This window comes from Mesorhizobium sp. W067, assembly GCF_054719525.1.
The window spans coordinates 4,497,331-4,514,269 of record NZ_JBTTII010000001.1; the positions used below are offsets into that span (position 1 = coordinate 4,497,331).

Sequence of the window (16,939 nt, forward strand, 5' to 3'; positions counted from 1 at the left end):
GCCTTTTCCCACAAGGGGAGAAGGAAAAGTGCGGCGCTATTCCACCGGCTGATCCGCCGGGTACGGCGTCCAGATCAATATCGCGATCCCAACGCCCAGGAACAGCACGATGGCCGCCATGCCGAGCCGCGCCGAGCCGCTGGCGAGCGTGATCGACGCCACCATGAACGGCGCCAGGAAACTCGTGGCCCTTCCGGCCAGCGCATAGATGCCGAAATAGCGGCCGGATTCGGCTGCGGTCACGCTGCGCGCCATGTAGGAGCGTGACGACGCCTGCACCGGTCCGAACGCCAGCCCGATCAACAGGCCATAGAAAATGTAGGCCTTTTCCGCCGCCGTGCCGAACAGGCCGCCACTATCGGCTCCCGGCATCATCCAGGCGCCGAACAACGTGTAGCCTGGCCCGGTCGAAACGATGCCGATGGTGGCGATGCTGAGCAGGACGAGCGAAATCATCACGATGGTCTTGGAGCCAAGCGCGGTGTCCAGCCATGCGGCAACCAGGCAGCCGACGATGGCGATGACGTTGAGAATAATGCCGAACATGCCGATCTCGGTGATCGACCAATGGAACATCGCTGCCGCAAAGGTGCCGCCCAAAGCGAGCAGCGCATTGACGCCGTCCTGATAAATCATGCGGGCGACAAGGAAGCGGAAGATGCCTTTGCGCCGGCGCACTTCAGTCAGCGTCGACTTCAGCTCCGACAGCCCCTCGCGCACCGCCGGCCCGATCGGAATGCCTTTGATGGCGTCCGGCGTGAAGAAGAACATCGGCAGGATGAACAGGAAATACCAGCCAGCCGACAGCGGCCCGGTGGCGCGCGCGTCCTCGCCGAGTTTCGGGTCGAGCCCAAAGAGCGGGTCGATGCCGATGATCGTCTTGCCGGTCTCCGACGAACCCGCCAGACAGGCGACGACAAAGATCAGCGCGATCATGCCGCCGAGATAACCAAGTCCCCAGGCAATGTTGGAGACGTGGCCGATCTCGCTCTTCGGCACCAGGCGCGGCATCATCGAATCGTTGAACACGGTCGAGAATTCCGCCGCGACCGAAGCGAGAGAAAAGAACAGCACCACCAGGAAAAGGTTCGAGCCGGGAGCGGCGAACCATAGCAGGCAAAGGCTGATGATCTTGATCGAGGCGAAGAACGCAATCCACGGCTTGCGCGGCCCGGTCTGGTCGGCAATCGAGCCGAGGATGGGCGACAAAACGGCAATGACCAGGCCCGCAACAGCGATGCCGTAGCCCCAGGCCGCCTGGCCTGAGACCGGATCGCTCGCCATGCGCGAGACGAAATAAGGCCCGAAGATGAAGGTGGTGACGACGGTGAAAAACGGCTGCGCCGCCCAGTCGAAGAACATCCATCCCCAGATGCCACGCCCGGATGCCCGCTGCACTGCATCTACCGCCGCCATGATGATTCCCCCGGACACCGCGCTTGTCGGACGCCATGTCTGCATGTTTCGAATGCTCATGCAAACCGCCAAAGATTCGCGCTGCCCCTCACCTGGATGTCGCCGCTGTCTACCTGCATAGAGACGCGAAGAAAGGCGCCGCGCCTCTACCTCCCCCTTGTGGGGACGTCGGACCGAAGGTCCGGGTGGGGTCGGTGCCGCACCCCCACCCCGCTGCTTCGCAGCGACCCTCCCCACAAGGGGGAGGGCAAAGTCCCGAGCCTCACATCCCCGTCAGATCGCTCATCAGCCCCGAAGCCACCGACAGCCTGGACACGGTGATATCCCCGCCTTCGGTCAGCGCCTGCAGCCGCTCGCGAATGCGCGCCACGCGCTCGCCGCCGGCTTCCAGCCAGGCCGCCACAGGATCCGCCGTCCCGGCATGGCCGGCGAGAGCCGCCACCGCGATGCCGCGCCGCGCCGCGCCGATCGTGTCGGTGGCGCGCGACAGCGCCAGCTGGTCGTAATAGTCCGACGGCGTGATAGAACGCGCCGCCTCTTCGACGCGCGGAATGCGGAAGGCATCGCTGACGGCGAAGAACGCCTTGGCCGAGGCGACGACGTCGGCATTGGCCGTGCGCGCCGTCAGTGCGATGTCGGGGATCAGTCCCGCCACATCGGCCATTGCCAGCTGCCCGGCGAGCTTTTCCGGGGCGCCGGCCTTGAACAGGCCATACCGCCTCTCCTCGACCCGCTCGCGCGAGAAGGCCGGCAGCAGCGAGAGCAGCTTCGGCTCCAGCGCCATGCGCGCCTCTTGCAGTTCGGCAATGCGCTGGCCGAGCGCTGCGGTGCCGGCATCGTTCTTCAGATACCAGCCGCTGGTCACGAAGATAAGCCGGCTGACGGACTGGTAGAGATCGAGCTGCGCCTGGCCGTCGATGTGGCTGTCCAGCGCATCGATCTCCCGATAGAGCGCCGGCAACGCGAAGCCGTCGCGCACCACGGCGAAGGTGCGCACCACGTCGGCCGCGCTGCGCCCCGTGGCTTCCTGCAGCCGGTTGACGAATGACGGTCCGCCGCGATTGACGAGATCGTTGGCGACGACGCGGGCGATGATTTCGCGGCGCAGCCGGTGGCCATGGATCTCGGCCGCATATTTCTTCGCCATCCGGTCAGGGAAATAGCCCATCAGATCGCGGTCGAAATGCGCGTCGTCAGGCACGTCGCTGGCGACGATGTCGGAAAACAGCACGATCTTGGCATAGGCGAGCAGCACGCCAAGCTCCGCCCGGGTCAGCGGCTCGCCACGCGCCTCGCGCTCGGCAAGGGCGGCCGGCGACGGCAGCGTCTCGACAGCGCGGTCGAGCAGGCCCCGAGCCTCCAGCGCCGCCATGAACCGGCTCTGGTGCGCGATGTCAGCAAGGCCGCGCTTGCGGGCGATGGAAAGCGCCAGCGTCTGTTCGTAATTGTTGGACAGCACGAGGCCGGCGACCTCGTCGGTCATCTCGGCCAGCAGCTTGTTGCGCGCCGGCCGGGTCAGCGATCCCTTGCGCATGGCGGACGCCAGCGCGATCTTGATGTTGACCTCGACGTCGGAGCAGTTGACGCCGCCGGAATTGTCGATGGCATCGGAGTTGCAGCGACCGCCATTCATGCCGAATTCGATGCGGGCACGCTGCGTGACGCCGAGATTGGCGCCCTCACCGATCACTTTGGCCCGCACATCGAGCGCGGTGATGCGGATGGCGTCATTGGCGCGGTCGCCGACTTCGGCATTGGTTTCGCCCGAGGCCCGTAAATACGTGCCGATGCCGCCGAACCACAGAAGGTCGACGTTCGCCTTGAGGATGGCGGTCATGATCTCGGCCGGGGTCGCGGTGGTCTTGGCGAGGCCAATCGCCGCCGCCGCTGCCGCAGGCAGCGTGATCGACTTCTGGCTGCGCGAGACGATGACGCCGCCTTCCGACAGCTTGGTCTTGTCATAGTCCTGCCAGGACGAACGCGGCAGCGCGAACATGCGCTCGCGCTCGGCCATCGACGCCACTCTGTCTGGATCGGGATCGATGAAGATGTCGCGATGGTCGAAGGCGGCGATCAGCCTGGTCTGCGGCGACAGCAGCATGCCGTTGCCGAACACGTCGCCCGACATGTCGCCGACGCCGACGACGGTGAAGGGGGTGGTCTGGATGTCGCGGTTGATCTCGCGGAAATGCCGCTTGACCGCTTCCCAGGCGCCCTTGGCGGTGATGCCCATCTTCTTGTGGTCGTAACCGGCCGAGCCGCCGCTGGCGAAGGCGTCGTCGAGCCAGAAGCCGTGGCTTTCGCTGATGGCGTTGGCGGTGTCGGAAAAGGTCGCCGTGCCCTTGTCGGCGGCGACGACGAAATAGGGATCGTCGGGGTCGCGCCTGACAACGCCGGCCGGCGGGATGACACCGTCCAGCCCGATATTGTCGGTAATCGACAACAGGCTGGAAACGAAATTCTTGTAGGCCGAGGTGCCGGCCTCGAAGATGGCGTCGCGGCCGGCGCTCATCGGCAGCTTCTTCGGATAGAAGCCGCCCTTGGCGCCGACCGGCACGATGACGGCGTTCTTGACCTGCTGCGCCTTGACCAGGCCGAGCACCTCGGTGCGGTAATCCTGGGCGCGGTCCGACCAGCGCAGGCCGCCGCGCGCAACCGGGCCGAAGCGCAGATGCACGCCTTCGACCTCGGAACCATAGACGAAGATCTCGCGCCACGGCCGCGGCGCTGGCAATCCTTCGACCGCCTGCGAGTCCAGCTTGATCGCCAGCGACTGGCCCCGCGCCTTCGTTCCCGCAACGAAATGGTTGGTGCGCAACGAGGCTTCGGTCAGGTTGAGATAGCGGCGGATGATCGTGTCGTCATCAATGTTAGGGACTTCCTCCAGCGCGTCCTTGATCTTGGCCTTGAGGTGCTTGGCGGCGATCACGCCTTCCGTCTCGGCGGTCGGGCCGAGACGAGCGACGAACAGCGCATGCAGGCCGCGCGCAATGTCGGGATAGCGGTTGAGCGCGGCCGCGATGAAATCCTGGCTCTGCGGGATACCGGCTTGCTGCAGGTAGCGGCCATAGGCGCGCAGAATGCTGACTTCGCCCGACCACAGGCCGGCGGTCTGGGCAAGCCCGTTATAGCTGTCATTGTCGATGTCGCCGCGCCAGACCGACAGGAACGCGTCCTCGAACAGCGCGCCGCCATCGCTGAGGTCGATCGGCTTGCCGTAGCTGTTCTCCAGTTCCATGTCGTGGACGAAGACGGTGTCGCCGCCGTCCTCGCCAACTTCGAAGGTGCGCTCGCTGATGACGCGGAAGCCGATGTTTTCCAGCACCGGCACGCGACGCGACAGCGCTACCGGGCTGCCGTGGTGGTAGATCTTCAGCGCTGCCTGATGCGGTTTCTGCTCGGCATGGCGGTAATAGTCGATGGCGATCGGGTTGGCGGTGCTGATGCCGGCGATGCGCCCCGCATCCTTCAGCGCGACGGCCGCGCTGAAGGAATCGCGATAGCTCTCAGGCAGACGCGCGGCGATCGCCTTCAGCGATGGATCGCCGCCGACGGCTTCCGCGGCTTCGGCCAGCGCGTCGTCCCAGGTTCGCACGATGTCGCGGATCGCCGCTTCGATCACCGCCTGCTCGACCTTCGGCGTCTTGCCGCCGGAGCGGCCGATGATGAAATGCACACGCGCCAGCCCGCCCTCGGGGAAAGCCGGATAGTAAGCCGACAAACGGCCCTCGAAGACGGTCTTGAGATAGGTGCCGATCTTCTCGCGCACGACGCTGTCATAGCGGTCGCGCGGCACGAAGACGAGGATCGAGACGAAGCGGTCGAACTGGTCGGCGCGCACCAGCGCCCGCACCCGCGGCCGCTCGACCAGGCCGAGAATGGCCGCGGCGTGCTTCTTCAGGATCGGCACCGGCACCTGGAACAGTTCGTCGCGCGGATAGCTCTCCAGAACGTTGATCAGTGCCTTGCCGGAATGGTCGTGCCGGTCAAAGCCGGACTTGGCGATGATGGTCTCGGCCTTTGACCTCAGATACGGGATTTTCATCACCGAGCGCGTGTAGGCAGTCGAGGTGAACAGGCCGACCATGCGCAACTCGCCGGCAAGCGTGCCCTTGGCGGTGTAGGTTTTGACGCCGATATAATCGAGATAAATGCGGCGGTGCACCAGCGACTTGGCGTTGGCCTTGGTGACGATCAGCGGCTCCGGCCCATGCAGGAAGGCACGGATTTCGGGCGTCGTCGTCACCGCCTCGGTGCCGCGCCGGAGCACCAGCACATCCGGGTCGGCGAGGATGCCGAGACCGGGTTTGTCGGCGCGCTCTAGATTGCCGCTCTCCGCGCCGCCGGAATATTTGAACTCGCGCATGCCAAGGAAAGTGAAATTGTCGTCGCGCAGCCATTCAAGGAAGGCGATGGCCTCGGCAACGCTCTTCTTGTCGAGCGGCACGGCGGAATAGCGGAATTCGGAAATCGCCTGGTCGAGACGGGCGAGCATCGGCTTCCAGTCGCTGACGGCGGCGCGCACCTGGTTGAGCATCTTGCGCAGGCGGTCGGCCAGCGCGTCGGCCTGCTCCGCCGTCAGGCGCGGAATATGGACATGGACGACGCTCAGCCGGTCGTGATTGCCATCGTCCTTGAGGGCGCTGCCGTCGCCGAGGATCTCGTCGACGCCGGCCTTGCCGTGACGCACGACGATGACCGGATGGGTGACCAAAGTCGGTTCGCCGGCAGTTTCTGTGATCTCGCCGAGGATCGAATCGAACAGGAACGGCATGTTGTCGTTGACGACGGTGATGATCGTCATCGGGCGGCCCTCGCGGGAGACGCCCGACCCGGCATCGACGGCGACGACACTTTGGCCCTTCTTGTGGGCGGCGACCGCACGTCCTGCCAGGTCGGCGGCGCGCTCCAGGTCGGCGGCGTCATAGGCGGCAATGTCTTCGGCCGGCGCGCGGGCCAGCAGATAGTCGGCGAGCCTGGCCGGCTTCCCGTCGGGTTTCACCCCGGCAGTGGCTGTTTTCTTCGGCTTAGCTGCGGATTTCACGCTCGCCATGTTGTCCTCCCGTCACATGCTTTTACGACTATGGTAGCAGATGACCGCTGTTTGGCGACAAAGGTTTGACGGCTCGATAAGAATTACAGGAATTCGACGGTCAGGCGGCGGTGAACCAGGAGGAGACCCCATGTCCGGCAAAATCAGCGCACTTGACCTCGGTATCGCGGAGCTGAGCGAGGCGACAAAAGCCTATTTCGCCAAATGCGAGGAAAAGCTCGGCCTGGTTCCCAACGTGCTTCTTGCCTATGCCTTCGACGAGAAGAAGCTGCGCGCCTTTACCGACACCTACAATGATCTGATGCTGAGTGAATCCGGCCTGTCGAAGCTGGAGCGGGAGATGATCGCGGTCGTCGTCTCCTCGATCAACCATTGCTATTATTGCCTGACCGCGCATGGCGCGGCGGTGCGCCAGCTCTCCGGCGATCCGGCTCTCGGCGAGATGATGGTGATGAACTTCCGCGCTGCCAATCTTTCACCGAAACAGACGGCGATGCTCGAATTCGCCGTCAAGCTGACGGAACAGCCGGCAAAGATCGTCGAGGCGGACAGGGAAGCACTGCGCAACTCCGGCTTCACCAACCGCGACATCTGGGACATCGCCTCGACCGCCGCCTTCTTCAACATGTCGAACCGCGTGGCGGCGGCCATCGACATGCAGCCGAACGACGAATACCACGCCATGGCGAGGTGAGGGTTAAGTGGTTCGAGCTTCTATCTTTGCAGCCGCCATCGTATCGGTTTTGCTGGTAGGCCATGAAACGCATGGTGAGACAACCGCCCCCGCCGGCGCATCCATTTCCCTTCCCTACCAACCAACCGCGGGACAAGTCTGGCTTGTCGAAATAGAGCGGACGAAGACGATTGCCGATCGCGGCGTCACCTCAACGGAAAGAGGCAGGATCAGCGGTCGATATGAAGTGATAGAAAGCCGCGAAGGCGGCTATTCCTCTGCCTGGACCACTACAGAACTTAGCAGCGGGCCAGTCCCGCTTTACAATTGGGCTACCGTCTCGGCGCTTCGCGGAATGCGCATCGAGTTCGATACCGACATTCGGGGAGCGCCTGTTGCCCTGAAGAGTTGGCCAGCTTTTCGAGACGTCGTCGAGAAGGAGCTGTTCGCACTGCCCAAATACGCCAATCACGAAGCAGCTCAAAATACGATTCGTAAGTTTTTCGCGGGTCTAACTCCCGAGACGGCTGTTCCTTACTTCCTACAGGAACTTGATATCATAGCGGCCTGCCAGAACAGCGATTTACCCATAGGCAGGGAAACAGCGTCGACCGACACGACGCTAAATGAAGCCGGTGACCCCTTCGCCAATTCGCGCTCGAGTCTGCTCGTTGGCGTCGATCAGATTGCGCGGACGGCAACGTTGAAATTCCACATGACCTCGGATGCCGAGAAACTCTCCGGGGTTCTTGTCGACACGGTCGAGAAACTGAATCCAGAAACGGGTAAAACGGAGAAGCAGATCGTCCGTACCGATGCTGCGGTTCACAAATCAAACACAGCTGACTGCACGGTCGACATCGATAGCGGCGTGACCAGACATGTTTTGTACGAGGAAAAGCTTGAGGCAATTGGGCAGAACAGGACAAAGGTGTTCGGCGACATATGGAACATAACTGTTACGCCGACAGCTAAATAGAGAGTCGTAACGGCGGCCATCGATATGCGGCCGAACGAACGATATCACGCCATAGACGAGATAACTCATGACCATAGACACCTCAGGCAAATGGTGGGTTGGAGGGAACCACGGACATCGCAGAATACCTGGAGGGGTATGCCTCCGAAGGATATGAGGTTCACGACTTCAGGCTCGCCCGCTGCAAGTGCGGTTCCATCTCGTTTCTCCTCGATGCCGACGATGACGAGGGTGTAGCGCGACGAACATGCACAGCCTGTGGCTCCGAGCATCTTATCTGCGACAGCGAGGAATTTTGGGACGAAGCCCAGCCGGAACGATGGGCGTGCACCGAGTGCGGCTCCGAAGCTGCAAACATCGGCGTCGGGTTTTCCATCTACCCGGGACGTGGCGGCGTTCGCTGGCTTTATGTTGGCGAACGATGCGCGCCTGTGGCGTTTTGGGATGCTTCGCCGGCTGGAAAGTGGGCACCGGCGACAGCATGGACCTGTTGGACAAAGTCTAGTTTTGAGGTGCCATAGAAAGGCGATCAGGATCGCGCCGCGATGGCCGCGGCGGCGCCGGCCATCGTCGTGGCGCTGACGCGGTTGGCGATCTTCATGGCGCGCTTGCTTTTCAACAGCTTGCGCGCCTGTGACGCCGCGATCACCCAGGCGAGATCGATGGCGATGAGCACAACCGCCATCGTCGCCGTCAGTTCGACCCAGCCGATGACGCTGACCGAAGCAAGGTCGATGATCGTCGGCAGCAGGGCCAGATAAAACATCATGATCTTGGGGTTGCCGAGCGTCACCGCCATGCCGGCAAAGAAGAGCTTGAGCGGCGAATCCTCACGCGGCATCTCGCCTTCCCTGGCCTCGACCGGCGCCGTCCACATCTTCCAGGCGAGGTAAGCGAGGTAGGCGACGCCCACCCATTTCACGACGACGAAGGCGAAATGAAACGTCTGCGCCACGACCGCCAGCCCGAACACCGCCAGCGACAACCAGATGCCCTCGCCGATCCACATGGCAAGCAGGAACGGGAACACGTCGCGAAAGCCCTTCGAGATGACGCGGGCGACAAGGGCTGCGATCGACGGTCCGGGCGAACCGGCGGCGACGAACAAAGCGGCGGCGAAGATCAGGAGCGAGGTGAGGTGCATGACGGAGCCTTCGAGCGTTGGATGGCGAAGAATATCCGATCGGCGTCAATTTGGCACCCCTCTGCCTGATGGGCCAACGAACGCGACACATTTCGGAGATCGGACTTGCCCGTGCCAGCGGTTTGAGAAAGGATCGCGGCCGTGAAATCAATCGTCATCCACGCCGCAAAAGACCTGCGCATCGAAGAGACCGATTCGGGCGCGCCTGGCGCCGGACAGGTCGAAATATCGGTCGAGGCCGGCGGCATCTGCGGCTCGGACCTGCACTACTACAATCATGGCGGCTTCGGCGTGGTGCGCCTGCGCGAGCCTATGATCCTCGGACATGAGGTCGCCGGCACGGTGAAGGCGCTTGGCGCCGGCGTCTCCAGCCTCGCCGTCGGCGACCGCGTCGCTATTTCGCCCAGCCGGCCCTGCAATGCGTGCCGATACTGCCTGAAGGGCGTGCAGAACCAATGCCTCGACATGCGATTCTACGGCAGCGCCATGCCGATGCCGCACATACAGGGGGCCTTCCGCCAGCGCCTCGTCGCCGAGGCTTGGCAGTGCCACAAGATCGCCGATTATGTCTCCATCAACGAAGCCGCCTTTGCCGAGCCGTTCGCGGTAACGCTGCATGCCGTCAACCGCGCCGGCTCGCTGCTCGGCAAGCGGGTCTTGGTCACCGGCTGCGGGCCGATCGGTGCGCTCAGCATCCTTGCCGCACGTGTCCACGGCGCGCGTGAGATCGTCGTCACCGATGTCATGGACGCGGTTCTGGCCAAGGCCAACGAGATCGGCGCCGACCGCACCATCAATGTCGCCACAGATGCCGACAAGCTCGCTGGCTACAATGTCGAGAAGGGCAGTTTCGACGTCATGTTCGAATGCTCCGGCAATGAGCGCGCGGTGCGAGCCGGGCTCGATGTGCTGAAGCCGCGCGGGGTGCTCGTGCAGCTCGGCCTAGGCGGCGACATGTCGCTGCCTCAGAATCTCATCGTCGCCAAGGAGATCGAAATGCGCGGCTCCTTCCGTTTCCACGACGAGTTCGCGCTGGCCGTCGATCTGATCAACAACCGTCGCGTCGACGTTAAGCCGCTGCTGACCGGCATCTATCCAATGGACGAGGCGGTTGCGGCTTTCGAGATCGCCGGCGACCGCAACAAATCGATGAAGGTACAGATCGCCTTCGCCTGAGCAGGGCGAGACACCCTATGAACCTTGCCCGCTCGGCATCTTGCCGCTAGAAGAACCGTCCCGACATTCATTTCGAGCTTCATTTTGCCTCAGTAACCGCCGGTCTCGCCAACTCCCCTGATCACACTTGGCAGGGCGCCGCACTAAGCGGTGCCTGCTCCATTTCACGTGTTCCTCAGGCGGCGGTTCGAGACCGGTTTGGCACTGCTGAACCGTTGTCGCGCGCTTTGCCGCCCGTGACAGCTGATTTCCGACATAGCTAGCTCTCGCCACGCCGTGCCCGCATGGGCATCTCGCCATTGCCGACCTGAAGAACTTCCACACTGGAAGGTCTTCCGGCTTGTCCCAACATCTCGCTATCCACTTGGCAATCACGCCCGAAATCGCGCCTCGACCCCTGGTCCACTGCAACCGCTGCAGCGCCGTGAAAGCCTATCGCTGCAGCGACAAATTCCGCGTCAACGCCAATGGCAAACGCATTGATGTCTGGCTGATCTATCGCTGCATCGACTGCGACAATTCGTGGAATTTCGGCATTTTCGAACGCTGCAACCGCCGCGACATCGAACACGCGCTGCTGGCAGCGCTCGAAAGCAACGATCCGGCCCTCGCCCGCCGCCATGCCTTCGATGTCGTGGCTTTGAAACCGGGTCAGCCGCGTCGAGGAGTTTCCCGATGTCGCCGTTCACAAACACCGGCTCGGCGGCGAAGGCCGACCCGCAGCCGCGCTTGAAATCAGGCTTGGGCTGGAAATGCCGACATCGCTGCGGCTCGACCGTCTGCTCGCCGGCGAACTCGGCATCTCCCGATCAAGGCTTCAGGCGCTGGAGGAGAAACGATTGCTGGTTGTTGTTCCCGAAGGCGCCAGAGCTTTGCGCAAGCCGGCCGGCGACGGCACGGCGATTCGCATTGACCTGGCCGACGAGCCGGATCGTGAAGCCATCATTTCGGCTGCCGTGGGTGAATGACAAGAGGGGCGAAGCACCGGTGCTTCGCCCCTCTCGAATTTAGACAATCAGACGATTACGCCGCGCCCACAACCTTGGCCGACTTCTCGAAGCGCTTGCGCTCGTTCGGGTCGAGATAGAGCTTGCGCAGGCGGATGGTCTTCGGCGTCACCTCGACCAGCTCGTCGTCCTGGATCCAGGCCAGCGCGCGCTCCAGCGTCATGCGGATCGGCGGCGTCAGCTTCACCGCCTCGTCCTTGCCGGCGGCGCGGATGTTGGTCAGCTTCTTGCCCTTCAGCACGTTCACTTCGAGGTCGTTGTCACGGCTATGGATGCCGATGATCATGCCCTGATAGACCTTGACGCCCGGGTCGATGACCATCGGGCCGCGGTCTTCGAGGTTCCACATGGCATAGGCCACTGCCTCGCCCTGTTCGTTGGAGATCAGCACGCCGTTGGTGCGGCCCGGCAGTTCGCCCTTGTAGGGCTGGTAGGCGTGGAACAGCCGGTTCATCACGGCGGTGCCGCGCGTGTCGGTCAACAGTTCCGACTGGTAGCCGATCAGTCCGCGCGTCGGCGCGTGGAAGACGATGCGCTGACGGTTGCCGCCCGAAGGCCGCAGCTCGACCATCTCGGCCTTGCGCTCCGACATCTTCTGCACGACGATGCCGGCGTGCTCCTCGTCGACGTCGATGACGACTTCCTCGACCGGCTCCAGCAATTCACCGTTCTCGCCCTTCTGCATGACGACGCGCGGACGCGACACGGCGATTTCAAAGCCTTCGCGGCGCATCGTCTCGATCAGCACGGCCAGCTGCAATTCGCCGCGGCCGGAAACGAAGAACGAATCCTTGTCGGGCGATTCCTCGATCTTGAGCGCGACATTGCCTTCGGCTTCGCGCAGCAGGCGGTCGCGGATGACGCGGCTGGTCACCTTGTCGCCTTCAGTGCCGGCGAGCGGCGAATCGTTGACCAGGAAAGACATGGTCACGGTTGGCGGATCGATCGGTTGCGCATGCAACGCCTCGGTCACCGCCAGGTCGCAGAACGTGTCGGCGACGGTGCCTTTGGACAGGCCGGCAATGGCGACGATGTCACCCGCCTGCGCCTCTTCGATCGGCTGGCGCTCGAGGCCACGGAACGCGAGGATCTTGGAGATGCGCCCGGTTTCGATCTGCGTGCCGTCATGGTGGAGCACCTTGACCGCCTGGTTGGACTTCAGCGTGCCGCTCTCGATACGGCCGGTAATGATGCGGCCGAGGAACGGATTGGCTTCCAGGATGGTGCCAATCATGCGGAACGGGCCGGGATGAACGCTCGGCTCCGGCACATGCTTGATGACGAGGTCGAACAGCGGCGCCAGGCCCTGGTCCTTCGGGCCTTCCGGATTTTCCGAGACCCAGCCATCGCGGCCAGAACCGTAGAGGATCGGGAAGTCGAGCTGCTCGTCGGTGGCGTCAAGCGCTGCAAACAGGTCGAACACCTCGTTGACCACTTCGACGTGGCGGGCGTCCGGACGGTCGATCTTGTTGATGACGACGATCGGCTTCAGGCCGACCTTGAGCGCCTTGCCGACGACGAACTTGGTCTGCGGCATCGGGCCTTCGGCCGCGTCGACCAGCACGATCGCCGAATCCACCATCGACAGGATGCGCTCGACCTCACCTCCGAAATCGGCGTGGCCGGGGGTGTCTACGATGTTGATGCGGGTGTCCTTCCAGTCGACCGAGGTCGCCTTGGCCAGGATGGTGATGCCGCGTTCCTTTTCGAGGTCGTTGGAATCCATGGCGCGCTCGGCGACGCGCTGATTGTCGCGGAAGGAACCGGATTGCCGCAGCAATTGGTCGACGAGGGTGGTTTTTCCATGGTCGACGTGCGCGATGATCGCGATATTACGAATTTTCATTTTGTGGTCTCGGGAGCGTTGCAGGCAGCAGGCCAAAAGGCGCCGCCTCTTTCGGTTGCGCGGCTCATACAGGGTTTTTCGCAATTGCGAAAGAGGAGGCGCACCACCAAATACTCATCAAATCTTAAGCATCTCGGTGTGAGATGGTTTTGTTAACCAAGGCGGGAACCTTTCTGGGCCCGGGTAGTTCGAAATTCATGACCGACAAACTCAACCGATTTTGGCCCCTCATCGCTTCGGTCGCATTCGCTGCCGTGCTGGCGGCCAATGCCGCTCAATCGGCCGCCACGGTGAAGGAAGCCAATCCGGCTTCGTCGTCCGACCGGACGGCCGAGCAGATGTTTGCCGACGCCCCTGATGGCGTCGACCCCGTGGTCACCGGCCCGGTCAGCGCCTCTTTCAAGCAGAGGCAGCAGGTTGCAGGCTGCGACAGCGCGGTGTGGCCGAAGATTCCGACGGTTTGCTACCCGGACTGACGGCTGCCCATTCCAGGCATAGCGATCCTTCGCACCGACCCAAAGGCTTACGCCGACCGCACCGGATCGAGCGTCACCTTGTAAAGCTCGATGTCGTCGCGATCCATCAGCCGCACGGTCAGCTGCTCTGTCGCCCCTGAAATGTCCACCAGGCCAAAGAACTGCAGGCCGGCCGAGGGTGGCAGGTTCTGGCCCTGTTCGGTGGTCGGCGCCTTGATGAATTTCAGCTCCGGGCCGAAGGTCATGTCGAAATCATTGGGACCGAAGGTACCGGCGTGGATCGGGCCCGAGACGAATTCCCAGAAAGGATTGAAATCCTGGAACCGCGCCTTGTCGGGGTTGTAATAGTGCGCCGCCGTGTAGTGGACATCGGCGGTCAACCAGACCGTGTTGGTGATGCCGGCAGTCTTGATGTAGCGCAACAGGTCGGCGATCTCGAGCTCGCGGCCTTTGGGCAGGCCATTGTCGCCATTGCTGATGGCTTCCGCGCCGACCTTCTTGGCGCCGTCGTCCCAGACGACGAGGCCGAGCGGCATGTCGGCGGCAATGATCTTCCAGGTCGCCCTGGAATTCGTCAGCTCGCGCTTCAGCCATTTCGTCTGCTGTTCGCCCAGCATGCGTGACTGCGGCGTCATGTCCTCCTGCATGTCGGGGCCGTTCGGGCCGCGATAGGAGCGCATGTCGAGGAAGAACACGTCGAGCAGCGGCCCATGCGCGATCTTGCGGTAGACGCGGCCGGGCTCGGACGGCTCGTAGCGGATCGTCGTCATCTCATGGAAGGCGCGCGCCGCACGCGCCGCGAGCACATGGATGGATTTTTCGGTGTAGCGGCTGTCGGCGCCGAGATTCTTCGAATCCGACCAGTTGTTCAGCACCTCGTGATCGTCCCACTGGTAGAAGGTCGGGCAGATGGCGCTCAAGGCCAGAACGTTTTTGTCCATCATGTTGTATTTCCACTGGTCGCGGTACTCATCCAGCGTCTCGGCCACCTTGCGCTTGCCGTCGATCAGGACGACGTTTTTCCACTTGCCGCCGCCAGGCAGGTCTACCTCGTCCTTCATGGCGCCATCGGCATAGATGGTGTCGCCGGAATGCAGGAAGAAATCCGGCGTGTGCCTGGCGATGGTGGCGTAGGTTTTCATGCCGGTCTCATCGATTCCCCAGCCCTGGCCGGCCGTGTCGCCCGACCAGGCGAATTTTATGTCGCGCTTCGAGGCGGGTGCTGTGCGGAAACGGCCGACGATCGGTTCGGAAACGGCGTTGATATCCGACAGGTCGGCGGCAGTCATCCGGTAGAAGATATCCTGGTCGGAGGCGAGGTCGGTGAGCAGGCGCTTGACCGTGAAGTCGCTGGCCGGCGAGGTATCGAGCGGCGCCAGCCGCGTCGCATTGGCGAAGTTTTCCGTCGACGACACTTCGAACATGACGCGCGAAGGCCGGTCGGTGCGCGTCCACACCATGCCGCTCGAGGCATCGACATCGCCGGACTGGACGCCATGGGTGAAGGCCGGGCGCTGGCTGGCGCGCGAATAATAGGGCAAAGCGAGCCCCGATGCGCCGAGCAGACCGGCGGCGCTGGCAGAGGTGACGAAAGCGCGGCGGGTCAACGAGATCTTGTTCATGGCTGTCTCCTGATGGCTTCGAACGGTGCCAGCAAGCTCCAGCTTCAATGTTTCAGCCACATCTCGGGAAGATGAAACTTTGATAACAATCGACAGGTGATCTCCGCCCTTGAGGGGGGAGATGTCGCCGAAGGCGACAGAAGGGGGTCGCCTCGCTTGGAGCGCCGACCTCCTATGCGCAAGAGGCTGAGTCCGGTCGCACGGACCCCCTCTGGCCGCTTCGCGGCCATCTCCCCCCTGAGGGGGGAGATTAGTACCGCGCCTTACGCCGCTTGCGGCTCCGGATCGAAAGCCGGCCTGCTCGTATTGATCAGCAGCGACAGACACGCAGCCACGATCGCCGTCAAGCCGGCGATCAGGAAGGCCAGTTCGTAATTGCCCTGCAATTCGCGCATGGTGCCGCCGAAGGCAGCGGCGGTGGCGGCCCCCACCTGGTGGCCGGCGACGATCCAGCCGAACACGATCGGGCCGCTGCGGTCGCCGAAGGCCTCGTTGGCGAGCCTGAGCGTCGGCGGCACGGTGGCGATCCAGTCCAGACCGTAGAGCACGGCGAAGATGATCAGGCTGGTCGCCGAGAAGCCGGAATAGGGCAGATAGATCAGCGCCAGGCCGCGAATGCCGTAGTAGACGCCGAGCAGCTTGCGCGGGTCGAAACGGTCGGTGAGCCAACCCGACAAAGTCGTGCCGATCAGGTCGAAAATGCCCATCAGCGACAACAGGCCCGCGGCCTGCACCTCGGGGATGCCCATGTCGCCGCAGAAGGAGATCAGATGCGTGCCGACCAGCCCGTTGGTGGTGAAACCGCAGATGAAGAACGTGGCGAACAGATACCAGAAGACGCGGGTGCCGGCAGCGCGGCGCAGCGTGTTGAGCGTATGCGCCAGGAAATTGCCTTGCGATGCCGGCGACACCGGCGGCACGTCATCCGCCCCGGCGCCATAGCGCACCATGCCGATCGAAGCGGGACGCTCCGGAACCAACAGCCAGACCAGCGGCAGAAGACAGGCAGTGGCGATCGAGACGGCGGTAGCGACGGGCTGCCAGCCGCCCGACTGGGCGAGCGATGCCAGCAGCGGCAGGAACACCAAGAGGCCGGTGGCGCTGGAGGCCGACATCAGCCCCATCACCAAGCCGCGATTGGTCTTGAACCAGCGGTTGACGATGGTGGCGCCGAGCACGGTGGCGACCGCGCCGGAGCCGATACCTGAAAACACGCCCCAGGTGAGGAACAGATGCCATGGCTCGGTCATCAGCAGGCTGAGCGCGGTCGAGCCCGACATGATCACAAGCGAGGCAAGCAGCGTGCGGCGCAAGCCGATACGCTCCATCAATGCGGCGGCAAACGGCCCGGTCAGGCCGTAAAGGAAGATGCCGATCGCGGCGGCAATCGAAACCGTATCGCGCCCCCAGCCGAAGCTTTTATCCAACGGCAGCATCATCACCGAGGGTGCGGAACGAAGCCCGGCCGCGATCAACAAGCAGAGGAAGATGACGCCAACCACGACGAAAGCGTAGCGCTGGCCAAAGGGACGGGATTGAGCTATCAT

Annotated in this window: 11 protein-coding genes and 1 pseudogene; 6 read left to right on the plus strand and 6 right to left on the minus strand. The window is 63.2% G+C overall.

Annotation, left to right across the window (positions count from 1 at the left end; translation table 11 throughout):
- Positions 1–36: 36 nt before the first annotated feature.
- Both ACYG97_RS21940 and ACYG97_RS21945 read right to left on the minus strand, forming a co-directional pair.
- Positions 37–1,416, minus strand: coding sequence for an MFS transporter (locus ACYG97_RS21940; RefSeq protein ID WP_023732952.1), 1,380 nt, complete (start codon positions 1,414–1,416; stop codon positions 37–39).
- Between the two features lie 262 nt (positions 1,417–1,678).
- A complete protein-coding gene (locus ACYG97_RS21945) occupies positions 1,679–6,469 on the minus strand; it encodes an NAD-glutamate dehydrogenase (protein WP_023732951.1) in 4,791 nt (1,596 codons plus the stop codon).
- A gap of 130 nt (positions 6,470–6,599) precedes the next feature.
- Here ACYG97_RS21945 and ACYG97_RS21950 point away from each other — a divergent pair, with 130 nt between their 5' ends.
- Complete coding sequence (locus ACYG97_RS21950; RefSeq protein ID WP_023712042.1) at positions 6,600–7,163, plus strand: peroxidase-related enzyme; 564 nt, start codon at positions 6,600–6,602, stop codon at positions 7,161–7,163.
- A gap of 7 nt (positions 7,164–7,170) precedes the next feature.
- Entirely contained in the window at positions 7,171–8,121 is a 951-nt protein-coding gene (locus ACYG97_RS21955) for a hypothetical protein (RefSeq protein WP_156935557.1), read from the plus strand.
- A gap of 529 nt (positions 8,122–8,650) precedes the next feature.
- Here ACYG97_RS21955 and ACYG97_RS21960 read toward each other — a convergent pair.
- The gene (locus ACYG97_RS21960) at positions 8,651–9,265 is read right to left on the minus strand and encodes a LysE family translocator (RefSeq protein ID WP_023712044.1); all 615 of its coding nucleotides are present in this window, start codon (positions 9,263–9,265) and stop codon (positions 8,651–8,653) included.
- A 141-nt stretch (positions 9,266–9,406) separates the two neighbouring features.
- Between ACYG97_RS21960 and ACYG97_RS21965 the strand changes: the two genes are divergently transcribed.
- The 3 genes and pseudogenes from ACYG97_RS21965 to ACYG97_RS21975 form a co-directional block, all read left to right on the plus strand.
- Entirely contained in the window at positions 9,407–10,441 is a 1,035-nt protein-coding gene (locus ACYG97_RS21965; RefSeq protein ID WP_023732950.1) for an L-idonate 5-dehydrogenase, read from the plus strand.
- Positions 10,442–10,865: 424 nt separating this feature from the next.
- Positions 10,866–11,174 (plus strand): DUF1062 domain-containing protein, encoded by a 309-nt coding sequence (locus ACYG97_RS21970; RefSeq protein WP_280940045.1) that lies wholly within the window; start codon positions 10,866–10,868, stop codon positions 11,172–11,174.
- A pseudogene (locus ACYG97_RS21975) lies at positions 11,161–11,409 on the plus strand (DUF1062 domain-containing protein); the annotation flags it as partial. The gene ACYG97_RS21970 and the pseudogene ACYG97_RS21975, both read left to right, overlap by 14 nt.
- Before the next feature lie 55 nt (positions 11,410–11,464).
- On the opposite strand, the gene typA reads toward ACYG97_RS21975, so the two are convergent.
- The gene (typA, locus tag ACYG97_RS21980; RefSeq protein ID WP_023732949.1) at positions 11,465–13,294 is read right to left on the minus strand and encodes a translational GTPase TypA; all 1,830 of its coding nucleotides are present in this window, start codon (positions 13,292–13,294) and stop codon (positions 11,465–11,467) included.
- A 197-nt stretch (positions 13,295–13,491) separates the two neighbouring features.
- On the opposite strand from typA, the gene ACYG97_RS21985 reads away from it, so the two are divergent.
- Positions 13,492–13,770: a hypothetical protein gene (locus ACYG97_RS21985; RefSeq protein ID WP_023753187.1), complete on the plus strand. Its 279-nt coding sequence runs from the start codon at positions 13,492–13,494 to the stop codon at positions 13,768–13,770.
- Positions 13,771–13,817: 47 nt separating this feature from the next.
- Here ACYG97_RS21985 and ACYG97_RS21990 read toward each other — a convergent pair whose 3' ends face one another.
- Together ACYG97_RS21990 and ACYG97_RS21995 are read right to left on the minus strand one after the other, a co-directional pair.
- Positions 13,818–15,392 carry an alkaline phosphatase D family protein gene (locus tag ACYG97_RS21990; protein ID WP_023700189.1) on the minus strand — a complete coding sequence of 525 codons (1,575 nt, stop codon included), beginning with the start codon at positions 15,390–15,392 and terminating at the stop codon, positions 13,818–13,820.
- 263 nt (positions 15,393–15,655) lie between these two features.
- Positions 15,656–16,939, minus strand: a complete 1,284-nt coding sequence (locus tag ACYG97_RS21995; protein WP_031199478.1) for an MFS transporter — start codon at positions 16,937–16,939, stop codon at positions 15,656–15,658.

What these genes read in the sequence shown, in the direction of transcription:
- ACYG97_RS21940 (WP_023732952.1), bottom strand. Translation starts at nt 1,416, where the DNA reads ATGGCGGCGGTAGATGCAGTGCAGCGGGCATCCGGGCGTGGCATCTGG.
- ACYG97_RS21985 (WP_023753187.1), top strand. Translation starts at nt 13,492, where the DNA reads ATGACCGACAAACTCAACCGATTTTGGCCCCTCATCGCTTCGGTCGCA.
- ACYG97_RS21995 (WP_031199478.1), bottom strand. Translation starts at nt 16,939, where the DNA reads ATGATAGCTCAATCCCGTCCCTTTGGCCAGCGCTACGCTTTCGTCGTG.
- ACYG97_RS21945 (WP_023732951.1), bottom strand. Translation starts at nt 6,469, where the DNA reads ATGGCGAGCGTGAAATCCGCAGCTAAGCCGAAGAAAACAGCCACTGCC.
- ACYG97_RS21960 (WP_023712044.1), bottom strand. Translation starts at nt 9,265, where the DNA reads ATGCACCTCACCTCGCTCCTGATCTTCGCCGCCGCTTTGTTCGTCGCC.
- typA (WP_023732949.1), bottom strand. Translation starts at nt 13,294, where the DNA reads ATGAAAATTCGTAATATCGCGATCATCGCGCACGTCGACCATGGAAAA.
- ACYG97_RS21990 (WP_023700189.1), bottom strand. Translation starts at nt 15,392, where the DNA reads ATGAACAAGATCTCGTTGACCCGCCGCGCTTTCGTCACCTCTGCCAGC.
- ACYG97_RS21950 (WP_023712042.1), top strand. Translation starts at nt 6,600, where the DNA reads ATGTCCGGCAAAATCAGCGCACTTGACCTCGGTATCGCGGAGCTGAGC.